This is a genomic window from Rhodococcus sp. 21391 (assembly GCF_016772255.1).
In the GTDB taxonomy this organism is placed as follows: domain Bacteria; phylum Actinomycetota; class Actinomycetes; order Mycobacteriales; family Mycobacteriaceae; genus Rhodococcus_F; species Rhodococcus_F opacus.
Window position 1 is genome coordinate 599,211 of sequence record NZ_CP063782.1, and the last position, 19,781, is coordinate 618,991.

Below are 19,781 nucleotides of genomic sequence, written 5' to 3' on the forward strand. Positions count from 1 at the left end.
CCCCGCGGCGGGGTGGTCATTCGTTGAGCTCGTCGACGTCGATCCGGTCGGACAGGATGTCCCCGGCCAGGTCGAGGATCGGGCGACCCAGCCGGAAGGCGTGGGCGCGCAGCCGCAGGAGCGCCTCGTCGAGGCTGATCGACAGGCGGGCGGCGAGTATCCCGGTGGCCACGTTCACGTCCTGGTAGGAGCCGGTGTCCCGGATCCAGTCGATTCCGGTCCGCTCGGCGTGCTCGGCCTGCTCGACCAGGGCCAGGGTGATCAGGTCGACCAGCACGGTGGCATCGGCGACGGCGCGGGCGGCCAGGGAGCCGGTCCGCCGCCGGTAGAAGGTCATGGTGCCGAGCCGGATGGCGCCGATCCGCAGCGCGAATGCGAACACCGCCGCCGCCCCCACCGCATGAGCGGTGTCGGCGAATCCGGGCCACCGCTCCTCGTGGTGGCTCAGATCGTCGACCAGGATGGGGCTGCCGTCCTCGAACGCCTGCACCCCGGGGCCCTCGCCGAGGGTGTACTGCTGCTCGTCGAGCCGCCCGGCCCAGTCGTCGCTGGCGCCGAGCAGGTCCTGCGCCCGGCCGGTCGCGCGGAGGGTGAGCGCCGCGTCGTCGATACCGGCCAGTTCGGTCACGCACAGCCGGCACACCTGCTGCGCCCACCAGTGTTGTCCGGGCGTGCCCGCCTCGTCGGCGATCGCACGCCACAACGACTGCCGTCGCCGTTCCTCCACGACCACCCTCACCACCTCGACCGCTGTCACCTTTCACCCTCCCGTCCGGTGACCGCGGAGCCGACGGGAGAACCGGCAATGGGCCGGGTGGGGTCAGGGGTGCCGGTCAGCGGGGGTATCCGGTTTCCCAGGGGGCCGGGATGGGGTAGTAGCGGTCGAGGAACTCGGTCACCGTCGCGGTGCGCACCGCAAGGTCGACCTCCGGGGTGCTGCCGTCGTTGAGGCAGAACATGTCCTTGTTCCGCTTCGCCAGCAGCGGACCGAGTGCGCGCAGGCCCGCAACGGTGGTGGTGTCGACGTAGCGGACCTTGGCGGCGGTGTGCGGCACGGCGCGGCCGGTGAGCAGGGCGTAGTAGTGGTAGAGCGAGTTCGTCACCGAGATGTTCTCCGCTGCCCGGAACGGGCTGGCCGCGGTCGCGGCGAACTCGCGGGGGAACTGCTCTTCCATCTCGGCCATGACCGATCGGCGCAGCGGCACCGGGGTGTGTTCGAGATGACGGGTGATCGTCACCCCGAAACGTTGTTGCAGCCAGCACCCGGTTGACGCGGGCGGCGTTTTCGAATCCGCTGCGCCGGGGACAGTTACGGCCGAGCCCGATGCGGGTGCCGGACTCGATGAACCGGCTCACCGAGCCGGCGGTGAAGAACAGCTGCGGGGCGACCGCCCGTCCGAAGAACATGTCGTCGTTGGCGTAGAGGAAGTGTTCGGCGAGACCGGGAATTCGGTGCAGCTGCGATTCGACGGCGTGGGAATTGTGGGTGGGCAGCACCGACGGATCGGTGAAGAATTCCTCACTGCGCACCACGATGACCCGAGTGTGGTCGGCCAGCCATGCCGGTCGCGGGGAATCGGTGGCGACGAAGATCCGCCGAATCCACGGCGCGTACATGTGCACCGACCGCAGCGCATACTTCAGTTCGTTGATCTGCCGGTACCTGGCCGGGGAGTCGTCCCCGTCGCCGACGACGTAATTGCGCATCCGCCGTGCCCGCTGCACCTGCCACCGGGTGTCGCTCCCGTCCACCCAGGAGAACACCAGGTCGATCGGAAACGGTACATCCGCCGGATGCAGGTCGAACATGCCGGCCACCGTCGGCCAACTCCGACCGTCCCGCTCGATCACCGCGGGGACGGCCTCCCGGCGCGCCATGACGGGGCGGGTCAGCGCGTTCGCGGCCGGCGCGGCGATCTCGTCGTCGGTATACGACCACAACTCGACCTGCACCGCCCCCTCGGCCCCGTACCGCAGCCCGCTGACCGGTTCGAGCCGCGGCCGGAACAGCCGCAGAATCCGCGCCGCCGGGGTGTGCGACAGGGTCCCGTCCGCGATCAACCCCGGCGCCCGGCCAGTCCCAACGGCCTTGACGTAGAACGGCTGATCCGCGCAGGCTGCCACCAGCGCCGTCCGCAGCGCCTGACGGTCGGCCCAGTTCACCGCCAGCACCGGGCGGGTGTGGTTGCCGCGGACGAGGAGGTAGCCGATTCCGGCGCCGTCGAGCACCGATCGGACGAACAGCAGATCCTCGGCCGTCGCCTCGTGCGGCGTGGTCGTCGAGATCCTCAGACCACAGCGGGCGCCGAACTCCACCACCTCCGACCGGTTGTGCAGCCGGCAGGCCGCCGGCACCGCCGGCACCGGTGGCCCGGTCAGCTCCCCGCCGCGGCCGAGGAGCGTGTGAGTACCGGCCGGCCGGGTGTCCCCACCGCGCGGGCCGGGCGGGGTGTCGGCGGTGCCGGTGCGGGACGGTGATCGGGTCGGCGTGCTCATCGGACCGAACCGGCGGCGGTTCGGGCGCGCGGGACGAATTCGAACCAGGCACTGGTGCCGCCGCGAACATGCGGTTCGGGATAGCACAGGGCCAGACCCCGCTCGTCGAAGGCGGTGAACCACTCATTCCACTGCAGATGCTCCAGTTCCGTGGCGACACCGAGGAAGTCGATCCGCAATGCGCCGGACCCGTCCCGTGCCGGGGCGCCGTGATGCGCCTGAATCCATCGGCGGATCTCGTCGTGATCGGTGGTGATATGCGGTGACGTTGTCATCGACTTCGCCCCTTCCTCGCGTCCCGGGAACAAGCTGCCACGAAATACCCTCCGCTCCGGCACTGTGAGCGGCAACGCACACACCGAGGTGCGGAAAAACCCGGCTGCCCAACGACTCCGGCCGGTCTTGCGGGTGTGCAGCGCCCGTGAGATGACCGATCGCCCGCGACTGCTCGGTGTCGGGGCGTGTTTCGGCGACCGCCGCGGCACGCAGGGCGCGTCGAGCCCGAGGCCGAGAATGTCGTCCCGGGTTCGACGCCGCTGAACGTGCACCGGCGGCGGGAAACATCCCGCGGTGGGTCCAGTTTTCGCGGCGCCGCCCTCGTCTTTTCGGGGACGGCAGAATCCGATCATAACGAGAACGGCGCTGCGCTGGCCAGGGCAGAAGGTCCTCGAACAGGCACTTCCGAGCGACCCGACCGCGCAGACGCCGAACTGCTCTCCGGCACCGTCGAACTCGCGGCAGGCACCCGATATCCTCGGGCAGGCAGGCGATGTCGGGAACCGGCTCGGTGTGCCACACCCCCGTGTGCTTGCGTTTCGAACCCGGTTGCGGCTGGGTACCCTACCCGGTATCGCCCCGGACCCCGGCGAGGATCCCGCTGGGTGCCCCGCCGCTCCGGGAAGGATGATTGGCTCCGGTCCGGATCCCACCCCCACACCCCGTGCCCTACCCCGGGCGCTGCGCCGCGCGTGGTGCCCGAGTTGAGGAAGAACCGAGATGACTGTGCACAATCTGACCACCCGCACCGGGAGCATCGTGCTGCTGGGCGCCTTCACCGATCCCGCCGACCGGGACCGCTGGTCCACCGTCACCGGATGGGCCCGCGGGCACGACGTGGAACCGGTCGACACCTGCAGTGAGGACGCCCTGGTCGTCATCGCCACCGATGACGTCCTCGACGGCCTGTGCACCCCGGACGAGGCGCAGACCCTGCAGGAAGTGCGCCGCCGCGGGATCCCCTGCGTCGGCCTCGACGACGCCGCCCGGGAACTGTCCTGCCTGCACCGACCCACCCGATAGCGCAGTCGTCACCGCCCCAGATGTCTCGGCGCGGCTGTCAGGGCGCCGTCACAGGTTGTAGTCGAGCAGGTCGTCGAGCCAGAGCAGGGCATCGACGAGCATCCGGACCCGCTCCGGGGCGGCGGGGCTCTGCGGCGCCCACGGCGGCGGCGCGTGGTCCGCAGCGAGTGCGGCCAGCACCCGGATCCGGAGGCTGCGGGCCTGCGCGGACAGCGACGTCGGCTCGGACCACAGGTCGGCGCCGGTGAGCAACTCGAACACGAACGACTCCCCGTCGCCCTCGACTCCGACCCGGTCACGCAGCAGAACGCCGAGGTGGGTGATCAGCCAGAGCATCACCGGATGGAACAGGGCGGCGTGCCGGCCGTGCGGGCAGGCCACCACGCAGATCTGGACGCGCACCGACGGAACGTTCCGTTCGCCGACCGCCTGCAGCAGCTGCCCGGCGATCCGGGATTGCGGGGTGGTGGCGTGGGCGTGGTCCGCGGTCACGGCCCTGTGGTGCCCGTCCCCGGACGCGGGCGTTCGGTCGCCGCAGGGGGACGCCCAGAGGTGCGCAGGGCCGCGACGAGGGTACCGAGAATCCCCACCCCGGCCGGTGGGGACAGGGCGGGCGGTGCGGGGGTGGGCCGGTTCAGGTCGAACGAGAATGCGGTCGCAGGAAACCACATGACGAATTCTCCCAACACTGTTCGCAGGCTCAGGAATCCGGCTGCGCGGCGGCGGGTCTGGGGGACGGGCGACCGTCCCCGCGCGAGCACGGGCGAGTCGAGGTCGGGCGGTTCCGCGAGCTCGCTGTTGAACCCGCGGAACCTGAAAGCGGCACCGTACCGGTCCGCTGCCGCTCCTGACTTCGAGGTTGCCCGCCGGACCTGCCCGCAAACACCGCGCATGTTCCGGTATCCCAACGATTCTCAGGAGGATGGGGTGTCTCGAGGCAGGGTCAGCGGAACCGGGGCGGCGGTGTGCCCGGGGGTGCGGGAACCCCCGCGAGCGACGCTACGACTCTCCACCGTCACGCCGACCCGGGCGGCGGTTGTCGACGTTCAGGTGTGGTTGGGGCACAGTGGATCCGGTGTCATCGTCCATCCGCGTCGTTCCACCTCGATTCTGCGCGTGGTCCAGGAAGGCCCTCCGTGAACAACAGCATCGGATGTGTGTCGCGGCGACCACATGTCGGCGAGTGCGGCCAACCCGTGGCGCAGGTCGCGGCTGGTCGCGTGCGTGGTGGGCAGATACGGGGGTTCGGCGCCGAGGCTGGCGACCGGGACAGCGGCCAGGGCGGCCTCCAGCCCGGTGCGGGCCGTGGCCGGCATGCGGGTGCCGATCAGCAGGCACAGCGCGCTGTGTCGCACCGCCTCGATCAGTTCGGTGTGTCCCATGGTTCCGGCGACTCCGCAGAACCCGGGCTGGTCGGTCGGGTAGACGTCCTTGGCGTCCGGGGCGACCCCGACGGCGGCGTCCACCGCGGCGGCGAGGGCCAGCAGCGGTTCCCGGGCGTCGTCGCGGGCCACCTGGTCACCGGCGATGAGCACGATCTTCCCGGTCCGCCGCGCCGCGACGAGTTGGTCCCGGATCCGTGTCAGCCCGTCCGGGTCGTGGCCGGATCGGCGCGGCGGTGGGTGGAAGGTGAATGCGCCGACGACGGTGGCTTGTTGGATGTCCTTGGGCAGCAACAGCACCGCGGGCCCACCGTCTCGTGCCGCGGCCACCGCGCGTTCCAGGTGGGCGGCGAGGTCGTCGGGCCGCTCGATGCGGGCACAGTAGCGGGAGACCTCGGTGAACAGCCGGACCGCGTGGATCGAGCCGGATCGGCCGCTCGAATCCTGGAAGGCGCCGGTGCCCTCGAGGGGGGTGGGTGGCTGCCCGATCAGGGCCAGCACCGGCACTTTCGAGGTGTAGGACTCGGCGAGCCCGGCCACCAGGTTCATCGCGCCGCCGCCGGAGGTCGCGGCCACCACCCCGAGGCCGCCGGTGCTGCGGGCGTAGCCGTCGGCCATGGTGGCCGCGGCGAACTCGTGCTTGGCCACCACCCCCTGGACGGGGCGGTCGGTGGCGAACAGGGCGTCGTAGAGGTCTTCGATGTTGGCGCCGTCCACCCCGAAGATGTGGTGCACGTCCAGGTCGGCGACGGTGTCGACGAGGACGTCGACGACGCGTCGCCCACCCTGCTCGTGGGGCCGGGCTGGAGTTCCCATGATGTTCTCCCCTGAGCGGAATAACTGCGGGCGTTGTTCAGACGCGAGGGCGTTCGCGGTGGTGCGAGGTGAGGGGTGTGACTTCGACGCGGGGCCCCCACCGTGCGGCGCAGGCCCGCCGGTACTGCCCGGCGAGGGCGTGCAGCAGGATCACCCGCGCCGGTGCGGGCAGCACGTGGGCGACGAGCCGATACTGCTCGGCGTCGAGTCCGTCGAGGACCCAGGGCACCTCCCGCGCCAGCTCCAGCTTGGGTTTGTCCTTGACGATGTCGCGGCCCCAGTCCTCCCAGTGCCCGACGGTGATGGTGCGGGACACGACCGGCATCATCTCGTCCTCCTCCCGGCGCAGATGCGGCAGCAGCGCCGCCTCGAGGCCGTCGAGTGCGACGACCACCGCCTGCCGGGCGTCGGTGGAGCCGTCGTCGCGGTAGGCGCCGGCGGCGGAACAGAGGCGGTCGATCTCCGGGGAGATGTGGGTGTGGTCGGCGTCCATCCGGTCGAGCAGGGTACCGGCGCCGGGGTTGAGTCGCCGGATCAGCGGCCACAGGTTCTCGTCCTCGGTGCGGTGGTGGTAGCGCAGATAGTCCATCATCCACAGGAGGTGGTCGGCGACAGCGATGCGTTGGGACTGCGCCGGCGGGGTCGGTGCGGTGAGGACGGTGCGGGCCCGTCCCAGGTCGCGGCGCAGGGCGTCGTGCAGGATCCCCATCATCCGGGTGTCGGCGGGAGCGGCCCGATCGGTGCTCATTGCGGGTCGCCTGCTTCGAGGAGTGTTCTCGCGTGCTCGAGGTTGCTGCGGACGTCGCGGGCGTACAGTTTCGCGACGATTCCGTCGGCGAGTGCGCCGAATATGCCGCCGAGGGACCCGGATTCCTGGTGATAGGTGACCCGGGTGCCCCGGTCGGTGGATTCGAACAGGGTTTCGGTCTCGTACGGGACCGGACTGTCGGTGCCGCGGCGGCGCAGATACTTGCCCTGCTCGATGTCGGTGAGTTCCTCGGTGATCTCGAGTTGCCGGCCGGCGACCTCGACCACACCGTGCACGACCGAGCCGACCTCACCGGCCTGACCCGAGACCAACTCGTACGAGATCACATTGGTCATGAACAGCGTCACGTTGCCGGGATCCTGAATGAAAGTGAAAACTTCCTCGATGGGGCGGTCGATGACGACGGATTCCTCGGCGACAATCATGATGACTCCAGTCTGGAAAGGGGGTTCATTGCTGGGACTCGCAGTAGTGCGGCGCCCTGCTCGACCTGGTTTTCACGATCGCTGGCGCAGCATCATCTCCCCGAGGGCGATGTCGTATTCGCCTGTCGTGTTGTCGAATCGGACGCTGTAGGTGGTGGGGTAGTAGGCGGTGTGCTGGTAGGCCTGCGGCTGCTTTACGGGCTCTTGAATCGTCGGCCTGGTCAACAGCCACGCGTGGGTCATCATCGGCTCCATGAAGGTGTAGTTCCCGTCCCAGGACCCGTTGATGAACGTCTGGGTGAAGTCGTAGATGCCCGGGATCATTCCGGCGGTCGCGTCCATCCAGTGCACCCCCATTAACGGCACTGCCAGCTCGGATGCGAGCGGCCCGGGCGGGGTGATGTAATCGCGGGGGATGTACTTGCCGTCGGGCAGGTGTGCGGCGCGGGCCGCGTACTCCGGTGCGGCGGGATCGATCCCCATGGTCGAGGACATGTCGGTCATGTAGAAGTGCATGTCGAAATGCGGTTTGCCGAACAGGATCTCGGGTTCGTGTCCGTGCGGGTTCCAGTTGAGCATGACGTGGTCGAATACCGTCGCCGACGCCTGCTCGGGTAAGCCAAGCATGAACATCGCACTGGTGTCGGGCAGCCCCTCCAAGGCAGCCGCCGACATCCGGAGACCGACCGCGGTCGGCTCACCCCGCGTGTCCACGGTGGTGTAGATCCTCACCGTCCCATGGCCGACGCTCTGCGACGAGCCGAAGTAGGTGCGGATCTCCTCCGGTCCGGCGGCGGCCGCGCCGCACCCGGCCACGGTGACGCAGGCCGCGAGCAGAAGTCCCAGCAAGCGGTGCATTCGATGATGTCGCATGATGTGGCCACCTTGTCGAGATCGGTGCCGGCCCCTTTCAGGGTCCGCACAAGCTTTCCTTGCACGCGCGCCGCGCGATCGTCACGAGATCCGCGCGCAGCGCACGGGCGAGCAGCGGAGCAACCATCGGCAGCATCAGTCCGCCCGGCCGCGTCGTCGCCTCCACCGCCCACTCGATGCGCACACGGGTGCCTAACACCACCGGCTCGAAGCGCATCTCGTAGACACCCCCGAAGGGCTCGCTGAGCACGGCATTGACGGTCCGCCGCGGGCGATCGAACACGGTGTAATCCGAGGTGCCCTGCACGGTCAGCGGACCGATGCGCAGGACCATCGAGTACCGGGGTGTGCCATCGGCGCGGATGTGGTAGTCACGCACCGCCGCAACCCGTTTCGACAGGTTCACCAGATGCTGCCCCTGATCTGCGAAGAAGTCCCAGGTCTCCTCAGGGTCGAATGGGAAGACCATCTCGGCGTGAACCGTCCGGCTCATCACGCTCAACTCCAGTGTCGAATGCCGCGATACGGAACTTGTGACTGGACCCAGTGTGGGTCGGCGGTGCGTCCCCGGACCATCCCTCACGTGGGGGATATTAAGAGCTTGTCTCATGTGGGAAGTTTCTTGAAGCAAGTGAGTGCCGCGGCGAGGTGGAGGAATCCGGCGAAGTGCTCGGCGTGGCGTTCGTAGCGGATGGTCAGACGTCGGTAGCCGGTGAGCCAGGCGATGATGCGTTCGATCTTCCACCGGTATCGGCCCAGCCGGTCGTTCCTCTCGATTCCGCGGCGGGCGATGCGTGGGACAATTCTCTCTTCGCGCAGCCACCGGCGGTGCTTGTCGTAGTCGTAGCCCTTGTCGGCGCGAAGCTTTCCGGGTTTGCGACGGCGCGGCCCTCGTCGGGATTTCACCGCCGGGATCGCGCTGACCATCGGTTGCAGCAGGGTGCTGTCGTGGGTGTTCGCCGCGGACACATCGACGACCAGCGGGATGCCGTTGGCTTCGGACAGGACGTGGATCTTCGACCCCTTCTTGCCGCGATCGACCGGACTCGGCCCGGTCAGCGATCCCCCTTTTTCGCCCGGACGCTCGCGGCGTCCAGGATCGCGGCCGTCCAGTCGAGTTCACCGGCGCTTCCGAGCCGGTCGAGCACCTCGCGGTGCAGTCTCTCGAACACCCCGGCCGCCGCCCAGGCGGTAAATCTTCGGTGCGCGGTAGGCACGGTGACCCCGAACGAGGGCGGCAGATGCCGCCACGCACATCCGCTGGTCAGCACGTACACGATCGCGGTGAACACCGCCCGATCCTCCAACGGCGCACTGCCGCCTCCCTGTGGCCGTGCGGCGAATCGCGGAATCAACGGTTCGACGATCTCCCACAACGCATCCGGCACCAACCGCAGTGACAACCCATCTAACACGCGTCACATTATGTCCCATACGCCACTTCATCCACATGAGACACGCTCTAAGCAGGCCCTCGACCAGCGGATACTGGTCACATGACGTCGGCCCGGGGAGGCCGAATTGCTGCGCGTGGGCGGGTAGGAGTTCCTGCCCCATCCCCAAGGTGGGCGGGACGTTTCCGACTTTGATTCTCGACGCGCGTTGCAGTGGCCCGGGAGAGGTCCTCAGGCGAACGGGTGTCGACAAACCCGAGTGGTCGACTACTCCGCAACGTTAGCCTTGTCAGAAGAATCCCGTGCGGCGCTCGCCCATGTTCCGCGCGACAACGTGCAGGGAGTTGAGATGCCCGATCGCAGCCCCACCTCGACCCCGATCGCGCCGCCGAACGACGCCACGAAGGCGCAACTCGTCCAGTGGGCTCTCGACCGCCTCAACGCCCAGGACGTCGACAGCCTGCGTGGTAGTTTTTGGACCGCCGACTCCACCGTGCACTTCCCGACCGGGACGTGTCGCGGGAGCGCCGAGATCGCCGCCTACTTCGAGCAGGTCTTCGCCGCCGTCACCGACTTCACCTTCGAGACGGTCTCGATCGCCGAGTCCGGCGATGACGTCTTGGTCCACTGGCATTTGACCGGACGGCACGTCGGCACCTTTGTCGGCATCGCCGCCACCGGGCGGCGAATCGATTTCGAGGGATTCGACCACTTCGTCGTTCAGGACGGGAAGGTCGTCACGAACACGGTGCGCTACGACCAAATGGAGTTCGCCCGCCAGATCAAGCTGCTACCGCCCGACGGATCAATTGCGGATCGCGCGTTGAAGGCTGCCTTCAACGCCACAACGCGTGTAGTCGGCATCGTTCGACGTCGTTAGCTCGCGATCACAGGTGACTACCCGGCTCGCAAATTCTCGACGTACGGCAGATCACCGTTCGCAGACACTGCAACTCGCGTCGAAAATCAAAGTCGGAAAAACCCTGGGCCACTACTCACAGCTATATCGGTGGAGCGGGTGTCCTCGCTCGGATACGGGCGGGCACGGGGCCGCCGGCTACCATGGTGAACGGCGTGACGAGTGGGAAGTCGGCACCGAGGGACTCGGTCTGGACTGTTCGGAGGATGCCGGCCAAGGCCAATGTCGCTTCGAGCATGGCGAAATGATCCCCGATACAGGTGCGCGGACCGCCTCCGAACGGCAGGTACTGCCACCTGGTGCGCCCCGCCGATCGGTCCGGGCTGAACCGCTCCGGGTCGAACCGACCAGGGGCGCCCCACAGGGTGGGATCGTGATGGAGCGCATAGATCCCGACGATGACGTTCGTGCCGGCCGGAATTCGGTAGCCGTCGACCGCGACATCGCGCATGGCCCTGCGACCGACCGCGGCCGCGGGTGGACAGGCCCGTAGTGCTTCATGGACCACCTGGACGGTGTAGGGGATGCGGGCCACGTCGTCCACGTGCAGTGGGCGATCGCCGAGTGCGGCGACCTCCGCCGCCACTCGATCTTGGATCGCGCGATCGCGCCCCAGGGCCCAGAGGCTGTAGGCCAAGGTGGTCGCCGTGGTGTCGTGTCCGGCAAAAAGGAACGCCCACAGCTCCTGGCGGATCGCCCGGTCGGTGAATGGCTTCCCGGTCTGGGGGTCGGTCGTATCGAAGAAGAGTCTGATCAGCTCGGCATTCCGGCCGGGTTCATCGTGGGCCGAAGTGATCGCTTCATCGATCACGGTGTCGACGACGTCCTTCGCGGTACGAAACCGGTGGCGCGGGGGTGTCGGCAGCCAGGCTGGTGCGCGGACAGGCTGCAGCGCGCGATGCGACACGAACCGGGCGGCACGGTCGAGCGCCGGTCCGAGTACCTCGGCCTGCGCGCCGAGGTCGCTCCCGAACAGTGACTGCCCGAGCACCCGCAAGGTCAGTCGCCGGGTTTCCCTGTCGAGGTCGACCTGGTCCGAGCGGGCCCACTCCGCGGCCATGGTCTGCGCGACACCCGCCATGCAGCTGGCATAGATCGCGACGTGTTTCTTGGTGAACAGCGGCTGTAAGGTTCGGCGTCGGCTCAGCCACGGCTCGTGGGTGATGTTGAAGAGGTTGTCGCCGGACCATTTTCGTGATTCGGCATGGACGGTCAATTCCTTGTCGAAGGCGCCGTCGGAACCGCCGAGGACGTCGTGAGCACCTTGCGGCGAGGTGACGACAGCAAATGGCGGCACCAGTCGCTTCGGTCCGAGTGCGACGATCGTGACCGGTCCGCCCGCGTCCCGGATGTCCTCGAGACCGGTGTGAAACTTGTTCAGGGCCTTGACCCGTGCGAACAGCGGCATCGGCGCGTCGGGTGCTATCGGATACTCTTGCGCCTCTTCGCTGGTCCGGGCCACGACGTCAAGTCTGACACTCGGCCCGGCTCGACCGCTAGACCAGGGGACGCCCCCCGTTGAGGACTCGGACACCACGCCGCTCCGGTGTTCGTCCCCGAGTCGACATGCGAGAGCTCGGCAGGAACGACCCCGTCTGCCGAACGCGGACCGGGGCGTTCCGAAACCGGCCCCGTGGCCGGAAGCCGGTGAGCTGCGCGTTCCCGTTTCCCCGTCCGAGAAAACCGACTCGCGGAACTGGGATCGAAACCGCTGGCCCACTGCGCATCGTTGTTGCAGAACTGATGGGTGAGGCGGCAGTTCGCCCGGGTGTGGGGGCCTTCGCGGTCGATGTGGTCGATCGACAGGACTTCCGGGCCGTACAGGGCATCGAAGTCCACTGGCTCCAGGCAGAGTTGGCATATCCCGCCGTCGCGGGCATAGATGTCCATTCGGGTGAACCGCTCGGCGATGATCTTGCCGTCGACGTCGACCGGCGGAATGAAGCTGGCGCGGTCGCGGCGGTGGTCCCGGAACAGCTCCCGCTCTCACCGCGCCCGGCGGCGCGGCGACGCGACATTGCGTGGGCCGGGTCAGCTGTCGCACGACCGCAGCGCTGGCGTCGAGCACGAAGTCGGCGACGTCCGGGCCGTGGTACAGCGTCAGGTTTCGGTCGGAGTCGCTGGGCACCACGGCTCCGCCGGGCTAGGGAATGCCAGCAAATTGGCCGAATGGGTGAGATTGTCTCGGCGAGCAGTCCTGCGCGAATGGCTTCCTCAACGGTGGACAGCTGTCCGCGAACATCCGCGAGCTGGGGGGTCTGGGGCATGCAACGGATCGTGTCGTCGCTGTTGACAGCCCAAATTTTGAGGTCCATCATTATGGACATGAAAGTGGGGTCGCCGCGCCCGTACCGGATGACCGCCCGGGCGCAATCGGCGGCACAGACCACGGAGCGGATCATGGGCGCCACGCTGGAGCTGTACCGGGAGTATTGGCTGGACGAGATCACCCTCGAGCGGGTCGCGGGCCGGGCCGGGGTGTCGATCAAGACGGTGCAGCGCAAGTTCGGCAACCGGGACGGACTGCTGACCGCGACGCTGCGGTGGATCGGCCGCGAGGTCACCGCGCAGCGCTTCCCGGTCGCGGCCGGTGACGTCGACGCCGCCGTCGAGAACCTGATGACGCACTACGAGCAGTGGGGGCCGCTGGGTTTGCGGCACGTGCTGCAGGCGCAGCGCTCGCCGCTCATCGCGTCGATCGTCGCCCGCGCGCAGGGCCTCCACCACCGCTGGGTGGAGCAGGTGTTCGCCCCGTACCTGGACCCGCTGCCGGCGGCGGATCGTGACCTGTTGTTCGCTCAGCTCGCCGCCGGCACCGACGTGCTGGTCTGGCACGTGTTCCGCAATGATCTCGGCATGTCGGCCGAGCGTACCGGGCAGGCGCTGCTCGGCATGCTGCGGGCGCTGCTCCCGGACGCGCCACCCGAACCGACCTGAACCGGGCCCATCCCGAGACCCAGCCTCCTGGAGGCCACGCCATGGCACACATCCTGTTCGTCACCTGGGACGGCGGCGGCAACGTGCCCCCGCCCTCGGCATCGCGACCGAGCTCCACCGCCGCGGCCACGAGGTCCGGTTCCTCGGGCATGAACAGCAGCGCCGGCAGATCGAGAACCTGGGTTTCCGGTTCACCGCGTTCCGCCGTGCCCGGCCCTGGCGGTCGACCACCGCACACCCCGGAATCCGCGGTCTGTACGCGTATCTGTCGGTGTTCACCGACCCCGGCCCCGGGATCGATCTGCTCGACACCGTCGCCGCCGAACCCGCCGACGTGGTGGTGACCGACTGCCTGCTCTACGGCGCCCTGGCCGCGGCCGAGCGGGCCCGCCTGCCGCGGGTGACGCTGGTGCACACCTTCTACGAGTTCATGGAAGCGGGCGCCAGGCGCGGCCCGGCACCGGTGCTGGCCCGCCTGAAAGGGCAACGGCCCCTGCGGTTGTGGACCTCCTCGGACCTGGTGCTGGTGACCACCGAGCGGGAACTCGACCCGGCCGGGCGCCGGCGCCGTGATCTGCCCCCGGCGGTCCACTACACCGGGGTGGTGCCGCACCGCATGCCGTCCGCCCTGACCTGGGTCGGGGAGCGGGAGCCGCTGATCCTGGTCAGCCTGTCCAGCACCAACTTCCGCGGCCAGCAGCAGACTCTGCAACGCGTCCTCGACGCGCTGCGCGGGGTCCCGGCACGCACGGTGGTGACCACCGGCACCTCCGTCGACCCCACGACGCTGACCGCCGGCCCGGACGCCGAGATCCACGGCCACCTCGATCACGAGACGATCCTGCCGGACGCCACCCTCGTCATCGGGCACGGTGGACACGACACCACCATGCGCGCCCTGGCCCACGACGTGCCGCTGATCATCCTGCCGATGCACCCGCTGCTCGATCAGACGATGATCGGCCGCACCCTCGACCACCGCGGTGCGGCCCGCTGCCTGCCCAAGAAGGCCCCACCCGACCGCATCCGAGCTGCGGTGGACACTCTTCTCGCCGACGGCCCACACCGGGCGGCCGCCGCCGGGCTCGGGACGAGGATCCGCTCCCACGACGGCTCGATGGCCGCAGCCGACCTCATCGACCACCTACCCCACCGACAGGTACGCAGATGAATCTGACTGCTCCGACCGTCGGCTGAATCCACCTCCCCACGCACCCCGCCATCCACACCCACCAACACGAACACGACCCAGGAGGGCGCCATGATCATCACCGAGGAATCCGTTGTCATCGAACGCCCCATCGAGGAGGTGTTCGCCTTCTTCCACGACCCTGCCAACGTCACCCGGTACGCCAAGAAACGTGGCGTCCTACCAGCACGTGTCGGGAGACTGCGGTGAAATGGGCGCCGTCGTGCATCACGTCGTCAAGGTCGCCGGCCGGCGGCTCGACGTCACCGAGGAACTGACCGGCGTCGAGCAGGACACGTCCCTGCGTCGCCGCGGCGTCGACACTCCCGCCCCCCTTCGAGACCGAAATCCGCTTCGCCCCGGCCGGGGCGGAGAGCACCCGGGTCACCTGGCACCAGGAGTCCGGGAAGTTCGGTGGCCTCCTCGGCAAGATCCCCGATGGGATCGTCGCGACACTCTATGCCCGCAACGCCCACCGCAATCTCGCTAACGCGAAGACCGTGCTCGAAGCCTGACACACCGTGCGGGCACCACCCTCCACGGGGCGGTTCGCCCACCCGGTCACTCTCATTTCGCCGCGACCACCCGCCGCCGGCACCCGTGACATCGAGTAGCCCGCGACCACCCAATTGCGTCGGGTGATCCTGCCAAGAAGGCCTGATCTCATGACTGAAGACACGCGCACTACTGCCCCCACCGTCGCCCCGTCCGGCACGTTCGCCAGCCTCGACCCGCGCTCGGGCACCGTCCTCGCCGAATACCCGATCGCCGACTCGGTCGCCGTGGCCGCCGCGGTGGATCGGGCCCGCGCCGCCGCCCGCTGGTGGCACGACCAGGGCTTTCGCGGGCGTCGCACCATGCTGCTCGCGTTCAAGAGGGCCGTCGCGTCCGACGCCGACGCCCTCGCCACGCTCATCTCCGCCGAGACCGGCAAACCCCGCGGCGACGCCGCCCTCGAGATCATGCTGGCGATCGAGCATCTGGACTGGGCCGCCCGGCACGCCCGAAAAATCTTGCGGCGCAAACGGGTTCGGTCCGGTCTGGCCGCGATCAACCAGTCCGCGTCCCTCGGCTACCAGCCGCTCGGGGTGATCGGTGTCATCGGCCCGTGGAACTTCCCGCTCTACACCCCGATGGGCGCGATCTCCTACGCCCTCGCCGCCGGCAACGCGGTGGTGTTCAAACCCTCCGAGCTGACCCCAGGGGTCGGCACCTGGCTGGAGCAGAAGTGGAACTCGCTCGATGGCACGCGGCCGGTGCTGCAGGTGGTCACCGGTCTCGGGGAGACCGGCACCGCACTCGCCCGGGCCGGGGTCGACAAGATCGCCTTCACCGGCTCCGGCACCACCGCCCGCAAAGTGATGACAACCTGCGCCGAAACCCTCACCCCGCTGGTGGCCGAGTGCGGCGGCAAGGACGCGATGGTGGTCGCCGAGGACGCCGACCTGGACAAGGCCGCCGAAGCCGCCGCCGTCGGCGCGTTCGGCAACGCCGGCCAGGTCTGCGCCGGTGTCGAGCGCGTCTACGTCGTCGAACCCGTCTACCACCGGTTCCTCGACAAACTCGCGGCCGCGGCGAAGCGGGTGCGTCCCGGTGGCGACGACACCGCCACCTACGGGCCGATGACCCTGCCCCGCCAGGTCGACATCGTGCGCGATCACATCGCGGACGCCCTCACCCGGGGCGGCACCGCGGTCGTCGGCGGTGTGGGCGCGGTGCACGAGCGCTACATCGACCCGGTGATCCTCACCGACGTCCCGGAAACCTCTACCGCGGTGCGGGAGGAGACCTTCGGCCCCACCGTGGTGGTCAACAAGGTCGGGGATCTCGACGAGGCGGTCGAGCGGGCCAACGCCACCGCCTATGGGCTCGGGGCGTCGGTCTTCACCCGGAAGCGGGCCCGCGGCACCGCGCTCGCCCACCGCCTGCGCAGCGGGGCCGTGTCGGTCAACTCGGTCTTCAGCTACGGCGCCATCCCGGCACTGCCGTTCGGTGGGATCGGTGAATCCGGCTTCGGCCGCGTGCACGGCGCCGACGGGCTGTTCGAGTTCAGCCGCGCCCACGCCCTGACCGTCGAAAGATACCCAGCCCCCTTGAAACTGTTCGCGCTCGAACGCGCGGAACGGGACATGAGGATCGCCACCTGGATGTTCCGGCTCCGGCACGCACGGTAACAACGTTTCGAACTCACTCACCCGAAATCCAACCTTCAACGGCAAGGAGGCCCGCCGTGAACACCGAACAACCGACCCCGGCCACCACACCAACAAGCCCCTCGGACATCACGTCCGTCGCCGTGCGCTGCATGGAGATGATGGCCGACGGCGACCGCGCCACGTTCGAGGAACTGGTGCACCCCGACGCCATCAATCGCGAGTCTCGGACCGAACCCCCGGACACCAGAGTCATCGGCCCCGAAGGGTTCTACGCGACCGCGCTGTGGTTACGAGGCGCATTTGCCGAGTTGCACCACGACGTCCTGCACGCCGTGGCAGCGGACGATCTCGTCGTGCTCGATACCGTCATGACCGGCCGCCAGGTCGGGCCGTTCGTGACCTACGACGAACACGGTCGGGTCGACCAGGCCTTCGCGCCGACCGGAAAAAGCTTCTCCGTCCGCCAAACACACTGGTTACGGTTCGTCGACGGCAGGTTGATCGAACACTGGGCCGTCCGCGACGACCTCGGTATGGCACAACAAGCCGGGTGGATCCCGCCGACCCCGGCCATTCTGATCCGAAACGCTTTCGCCAAACGGCGAGCACGCAAGACCACTGCCGCCGGGACAGCGTTCCACTAGGGTGTGTCTCCCAATGATTTGTGGTGTTGTGCTGCAGACTCTTCGGTGTGGCAGACGTTGTTGATCGGTTTGAGGTGTTGACGGACAAGCAGTGGGAGTTGCTCGCGCTGCTGTTGCCCAGTTCCGATGGGCTCCGGGGGCGGAAGTTCCGGAACAATCGTGTGGTGGTCGAGGGGATGCTGTATCGACTGCGGACCGGGTTGCCCTGGCGAGATCTCCCGTCGCATTTCGGGCCGTGGAAGACGGTGTGGAAGCGACATCGCCGCTACGCCGGAGACGGAACCTGGGATCGGGTGCTGACGGCTCTGGTCGCGATGGCCGACGCCGGCGGGAACCTGGACTGGGCGGTCTCTGTCGATTCCACAGTGGTCCGGGTCCATCAGCACGGTGCGAACGCCGCCCGCCACACAGGGGGATCTACCGAATTACACGAACCTCGGTGACGAGCCTGCCGATCACGGCATCGGCCGGTCGAGGGGCGGATTGACCAGCAAGGCGCACCTGGCGTGCGACGGTCACGGGCGCCCGCTGTCGGTGCTGGTCGGCCCAGGCCAAGCCGGTGACAGTCCGATGTTCGCCCACGTGCTGGAGGGCATCTGCGTGCCGCGGCTCGCGGGCGGAGCGCACCGCACGCGCCCCGACGAGGTCCGGGCCGACAAGGCGTACTCATCACGGGCAAACCGGGAACTGCTGCGCAGCAGAGGCATCAAGGCGGTGATCCCCGAGAAGACCGATCAGGCAGCGAACCGGGTGAACAAGGGCCGCGCGGGCGGGCGGCCACCGAACTTCGACCCGGAGTCCTACAAGGGGCGCAACGTGGTCGAACGGGCCTTCAACAAGGCGAAACAGTGGCGTGCGGTGGCCACTCGCTACGACAAACTCGCCCTCACCTACCGCGCCGGATTCCTGCTCGCCGGCATCGTCGAGTGGCTCAAGTTATTGGGAGACATGCCCTAGTACTGCAACGGCACTTGCTTGACAGGTACGCGATACTGATTGTGTGGTCCTCGATCTGGTTGCTGCCGAGTTGGAAGCGTTGCATGAGCGGATCTCCGGTCGGTTCGCCCGGTCGGAGCCGCGGTCCCGAGTCCGTGAATATGTGACGGGTTTGGTTGCGGGTCTGGAACGCAAGAACGGGTGGACCCTCGCCGAGCGGGCCGGCGAGATCAGCCCGGACGGGATGCAACGGTTGCTGCGGCGCGCGGACTGGGACGTCGACGGCGTCCGCGACGACGTCCGTGACTACGTGGTCGAACGGCTCGGCGATCCGGCCGGTGTACTGATCGTCGACGACACCGGATTCCTCAAGAAGGGCACCCGCTCGGCCGGGGTGCAACGCCAGTACTCGGGCACCGCCGGGCGGGTGGAAAACTGCCAGATCGGCGTCTTCCTCGCCTACGCCAGCGGCGCCGGCCACGCCTTGATCGACCGGGAACTGTACCTGCCCGAATCCTGGACCTCCGACCGCGACCGGTGCCGCGCCGCCGGCATCACTGACGACATCGAGTTCGCGACCAAACCGAGACTGGCGCAACACATGATCGAACGCGCCCTCGACGCACAGGTCCCGTTCTCCTGGGTCACCGCGGACGAGGCCTACGGGCAGGTGAAGTACCTGCGGGTCTGGCTCGAGGAACGCGATATTTCCTACGTCCTAGCCACGCGCTGCAACGACGACGTGTTCACCCCGCACGGCCGCTCCGGTCGCGCCGACGAGATGATCGCCGCGGTCCCGGCGAAGCAGTGGCGCCGGATCTCCGTCGGCGATGGCGCGCACGGCCGGCGCGAATACTCCTGGGTGCGGATCCCGATCCGGATCGCCTGGGCACCCGGGCGCGGGCACTGGCTGCTCGCCCGCCGATCCCTCTCCGATCCGACCGAGATCGCGTACTACATCTGCGCCGGACCCCGCCGCACCACGCTCACCGAACTCGCCACCATCGCCGGCTCCCGGTGGCGGGTCGAGGAATGCTTCCAGCAGGCCAAGAACGAGGCCGGCCTCGACCAGTACCAGGTGCGGACCTACCGGGCCTGGTACGCCCACATCACCTTGTCGATGCTCGCCCTCACCTGGCTCGCCGGGTCGAAAACCGAAGCGATAAAAGGGGAATCGGGATCGAAAATCAGGGCATGATCGGCTACACGCTACCCGAGATCCGCCGCCTGCTCGTGCAACTGATCCTGCGACACGCCCACCCCGACGAGCACATCTGGTCCTGGTCGAACTGGCGACGGCGCCGACAACACCAGGCCCGCACTTCCCACTACCGACGTCGCGGACACCTCCCATAAGTGCCGTTGCAGTACTAGCGTCGAATTCAGGCAGACCCCGATGGGAAAGTCCCGATCCGCGGAAGTTTCGGCGGCCGGTTGTCTCCATCAGGACAGTCACGTCCTGGCCGATCAGCCTGTCCCGGGTATGGCGACGGCCCTGATCACGGGCGGGCAGCCGACGATCCACCGGCGCCGATCCGGGCTTGGC

21 protein-coding genes and 1 pseudogene are annotated in these 19,781 nt (G+C 68.4%); 10 read left to right on the plus strand and 12 right to left on the minus strand.

The genetic code is table 11. The features are described from left to right. Nucleotides 1-16 precede the first annotated feature (16 nt). The 3 genes and pseudogenes from GO592_RS37475 to GO592_RS37485 all read right to left on the minus strand — a co-directional run bounded on the left by GO592_RS37475 (nucleotide 17) and on the right by GO592_RS37485 (nucleotide 2,771). The gene (locus GO592_RS37475; RefSeq protein WP_011599217.1) at nucleotides 17-733 is read right to left on the minus strand and encodes an ANTAR domain-containing protein; all 717 of its coding nucleotides are present in this window, start codon (nucleotides 731-733) and stop codon (nucleotides 17-19) included. Between the two features lie 100 nt (nucleotides 734-833). After that, nucleotides 834-2,496, minus strand: a pseudogene (locus GO592_RS37480) (stealth family protein). Beyond that, the gene (locus tag GO592_RS37485; protein WP_007297523.1) at nucleotides 2,493-2,771 is read right to left on the minus strand and encodes a hypothetical protein; all 279 of its coding nucleotides are present in this window, start codon (nucleotides 2,769-2,771) and stop codon (nucleotides 2,493-2,495) included. The pseudogene GO592_RS37480 and the gene GO592_RS37485 overlap by 4 nt, the downstream one beginning before the upstream one ends. 721 nt (nucleotides 2,772-3,492) lie before the next feature. Here GO592_RS37485 and GO592_RS37490 point away from each other — a divergent pair. Next, nucleotides 3,493-3,795: a hypothetical protein gene (locus tag GO592_RS37490; protein ID WP_007297522.1), complete on the plus strand. Its 303-nt coding sequence runs from the start codon at nucleotides 3,493-3,495 to the stop codon at nucleotides 3,793-3,795. Between the two features lie 48 nt (nucleotides 3,796-3,843). Here GO592_RS37490 and GO592_RS37495 read toward each other — a convergent pair whose 3' ends face one another. The 8 genes from GO592_RS37495 to GO592_RS37530 form a co-directional block, all read right to left on the minus strand. After that, nucleotides 3,844-4,287, minus strand: a complete 444-nt coding sequence (locus tag GO592_RS37495) for a hypothetical protein (RefSeq protein ID WP_007297521.1) — start codon at nucleotides 4,285-4,287, stop codon at nucleotides 3,844-3,846. Then, nucleotides 4,284-4,466: a hypothetical protein gene (locus GO592_RS45135; protein WP_237727050.1), complete on the minus strand. Its 183-nt coding sequence runs from the start codon at nucleotides 4,464-4,466 to the stop codon at nucleotides 4,284-4,286. Before GO592_RS45135 ends, GO592_RS37495 begins: the two co-directional genes overlap by 4 nt. A 375-nt stretch (nucleotides 4,467-4,841) precedes the next feature. Then, nucleotides 4,842-5,993 carry a thiamine pyrophosphate-binding protein gene (locus tag GO592_RS37505; protein ID WP_007300064.1) on the minus strand — a complete coding sequence of 384 codons (1,152 nt, stop codon included), beginning with the start codon at nucleotides 5,991-5,993 and terminating at the stop codon, nucleotides 4,842-4,844. A 37-nt stretch (nucleotides 5,994-6,030) separates the two neighbouring features. Beyond that, entirely contained in the window at nucleotides 6,031-6,741 is a 711-nt protein-coding gene (locus tag GO592_RS37510) for a hemerythrin domain-containing protein (RefSeq protein WP_007300065.1), read from the minus strand. Continuing rightward, on the minus strand, nucleotides 6,738-7,187 hold the full coding sequence (locus GO592_RS37515; protein ID WP_007300066.1) for an SRPBCC family protein: 450 nt from the start codon (nucleotides 7,185-7,187) through the stop codon (nucleotides 6,738-6,740). Before GO592_RS37515 ends, GO592_RS37510 begins: the two co-directional genes overlap by 4 nt. A 72-nt stretch (nucleotides 7,188-7,259) precedes the next feature. Further along, nucleotides 7,260-8,060: a DUF5602 domain-containing protein gene (locus tag GO592_RS37520; protein WP_007300067.1), complete on the minus strand. Its 801-nt coding sequence runs from the start codon at nucleotides 8,058-8,060 to the stop codon at nucleotides 7,260-7,262. A 37-nt stretch (nucleotides 8,061-8,097) separates the two neighbouring features. Then, the gene (locus tag GO592_RS37525; protein ID WP_007300068.1) at nucleotides 8,098-8,553 is read right to left on the minus strand and encodes an SRPBCC family protein; all 456 of its coding nucleotides are present in this window, start codon (nucleotides 8,551-8,553) and stop codon (nucleotides 8,098-8,100) included. A 113-nt stretch (nucleotides 8,554-8,666) separates the two neighbouring features. After that, nucleotides 8,667-9,475, minus strand: a protein-coding gene (locus GO592_RS37530; RefSeq protein WP_193384907.1) for an IS5 family transposase whose coding sequence is annotated in 2 segments (ribosomal slippage) — nucleotides 8,667-9,133 and nucleotides 9,133-9,475 — 810 coding nt in all. Because the reading frame shifts where the segments join, the coding sequence is not laid out codon by codon here. 328 nt (nucleotides 9,476-9,803) lie between these two features. Here GO592_RS37530 and GO592_RS37535 point away from each other — a divergent pair. Beyond that, nucleotides 9,804-10,334 (plus strand): ester cyclase, encoded by a 531-nt coding sequence (locus GO592_RS37535; RefSeq protein ID WP_007300071.1) that lies wholly within the window; start codon nucleotides 9,804-9,806, stop codon nucleotides 10,332-10,334. 121 nt (nucleotides 10,335-10,455) lie between these two features. Here GO592_RS37535 and GO592_RS37540 read toward each other — a convergent pair whose 3' ends face one another. Beyond that, nucleotides 10,456-11,781, minus strand: coding sequence for a cytochrome P450 (locus GO592_RS37540; RefSeq protein ID WP_007300072.1), 1,326 nt, complete (start codon nucleotides 11,779-11,781; stop codon nucleotides 10,456-10,458). A 917-nt stretch (nucleotides 11,782-12,698) separates the two neighbouring features. Between GO592_RS37540 and GO592_RS37545 the strand changes: the two genes are divergently transcribed. From GO592_RS37545 to GO592_RS37580, 8 genes are all read left to right on the plus strand, one after another. Further along, nucleotides 12,699-13,310: a TetR/AcrR family transcriptional regulator gene (locus GO592_RS37545; RefSeq protein WP_157234331.1), complete on the plus strand. Its 612-nt coding sequence runs from the start codon at nucleotides 12,699-12,701 to the stop codon at nucleotides 13,308-13,310. A 271-nt stretch (nucleotides 13,311-13,581) separates the two neighbouring features. Next, nucleotides 13,582-14,481: a glycosyltransferase gene (locus tag GO592_RS37550; RefSeq protein WP_007300074.1), complete on the plus strand. Its 900-nt coding sequence runs from the start codon at nucleotides 13,582-13,584 to the stop codon at nucleotides 14,479-14,481. Nucleotides 14,482-14,571: 90 nt separating this feature from the next. Continuing rightward, entirely contained in the window at nucleotides 14,572-14,709 is a 138-nt protein-coding gene (locus tag GO592_RS45140; RefSeq protein ID WP_007300075.1) for a hypothetical protein, read from the plus strand. A gap of 455 nt (nucleotides 14,710-15,164) precedes the next feature. Continuing rightward, nucleotides 15,165-16,673 (plus strand): aldehyde dehydrogenase family protein, encoded by a 1,509-nt coding sequence (locus tag GO592_RS37560; RefSeq protein WP_007300076.1) that lies wholly within the window; start codon nucleotides 15,165-15,167, stop codon nucleotides 16,671-16,673. 56 nt (nucleotides 16,674-16,729) lie between these two features. Further along, complete coding sequence (locus tag GO592_RS37565) at nucleotides 16,730-17,299, plus strand: ester cyclase (protein ID WP_007300077.1); 570 nt, start codon at nucleotides 16,730-16,732, stop codon at nucleotides 17,297-17,299. Between the two features lie 47 nt (nucleotides 17,300-17,346). After that, a protein-coding gene (locus tag GO592_RS37570) for an IS5 family transposase (RefSeq protein WP_231869098.1) occupies nucleotides 17,347-18,256 on the plus strand; the annotation gives its coding sequence in 2 pieces (ribosomal slippage) (nucleotides 17,347-17,721 and nucleotides 17,723-18,256; 909 coding nt in all). 43 nt (nucleotides 18,257-18,299) lie between these two features. Beyond that, nucleotides 18,300-19,433, plus strand: coding sequence for an IS701 family transposase (locus GO592_RS37575; RefSeq protein ID WP_007297545.1), 1,134 nt, complete (start codon nucleotides 18,300-18,302; stop codon nucleotides 19,431-19,433). Next, nucleotides 19,430-19,591: a hypothetical protein gene (locus tag GO592_RS37580; RefSeq protein WP_007295704.1), complete on the plus strand. Its 162-nt coding sequence runs from the start codon at nucleotides 19,430-19,432 to the stop codon at nucleotides 19,589-19,591. Before GO592_RS37575 ends, GO592_RS37580 begins: the two co-directional genes overlap by 4 nt. Nucleotides 19,592-19,781: the final 190 nt, after the last annotated feature.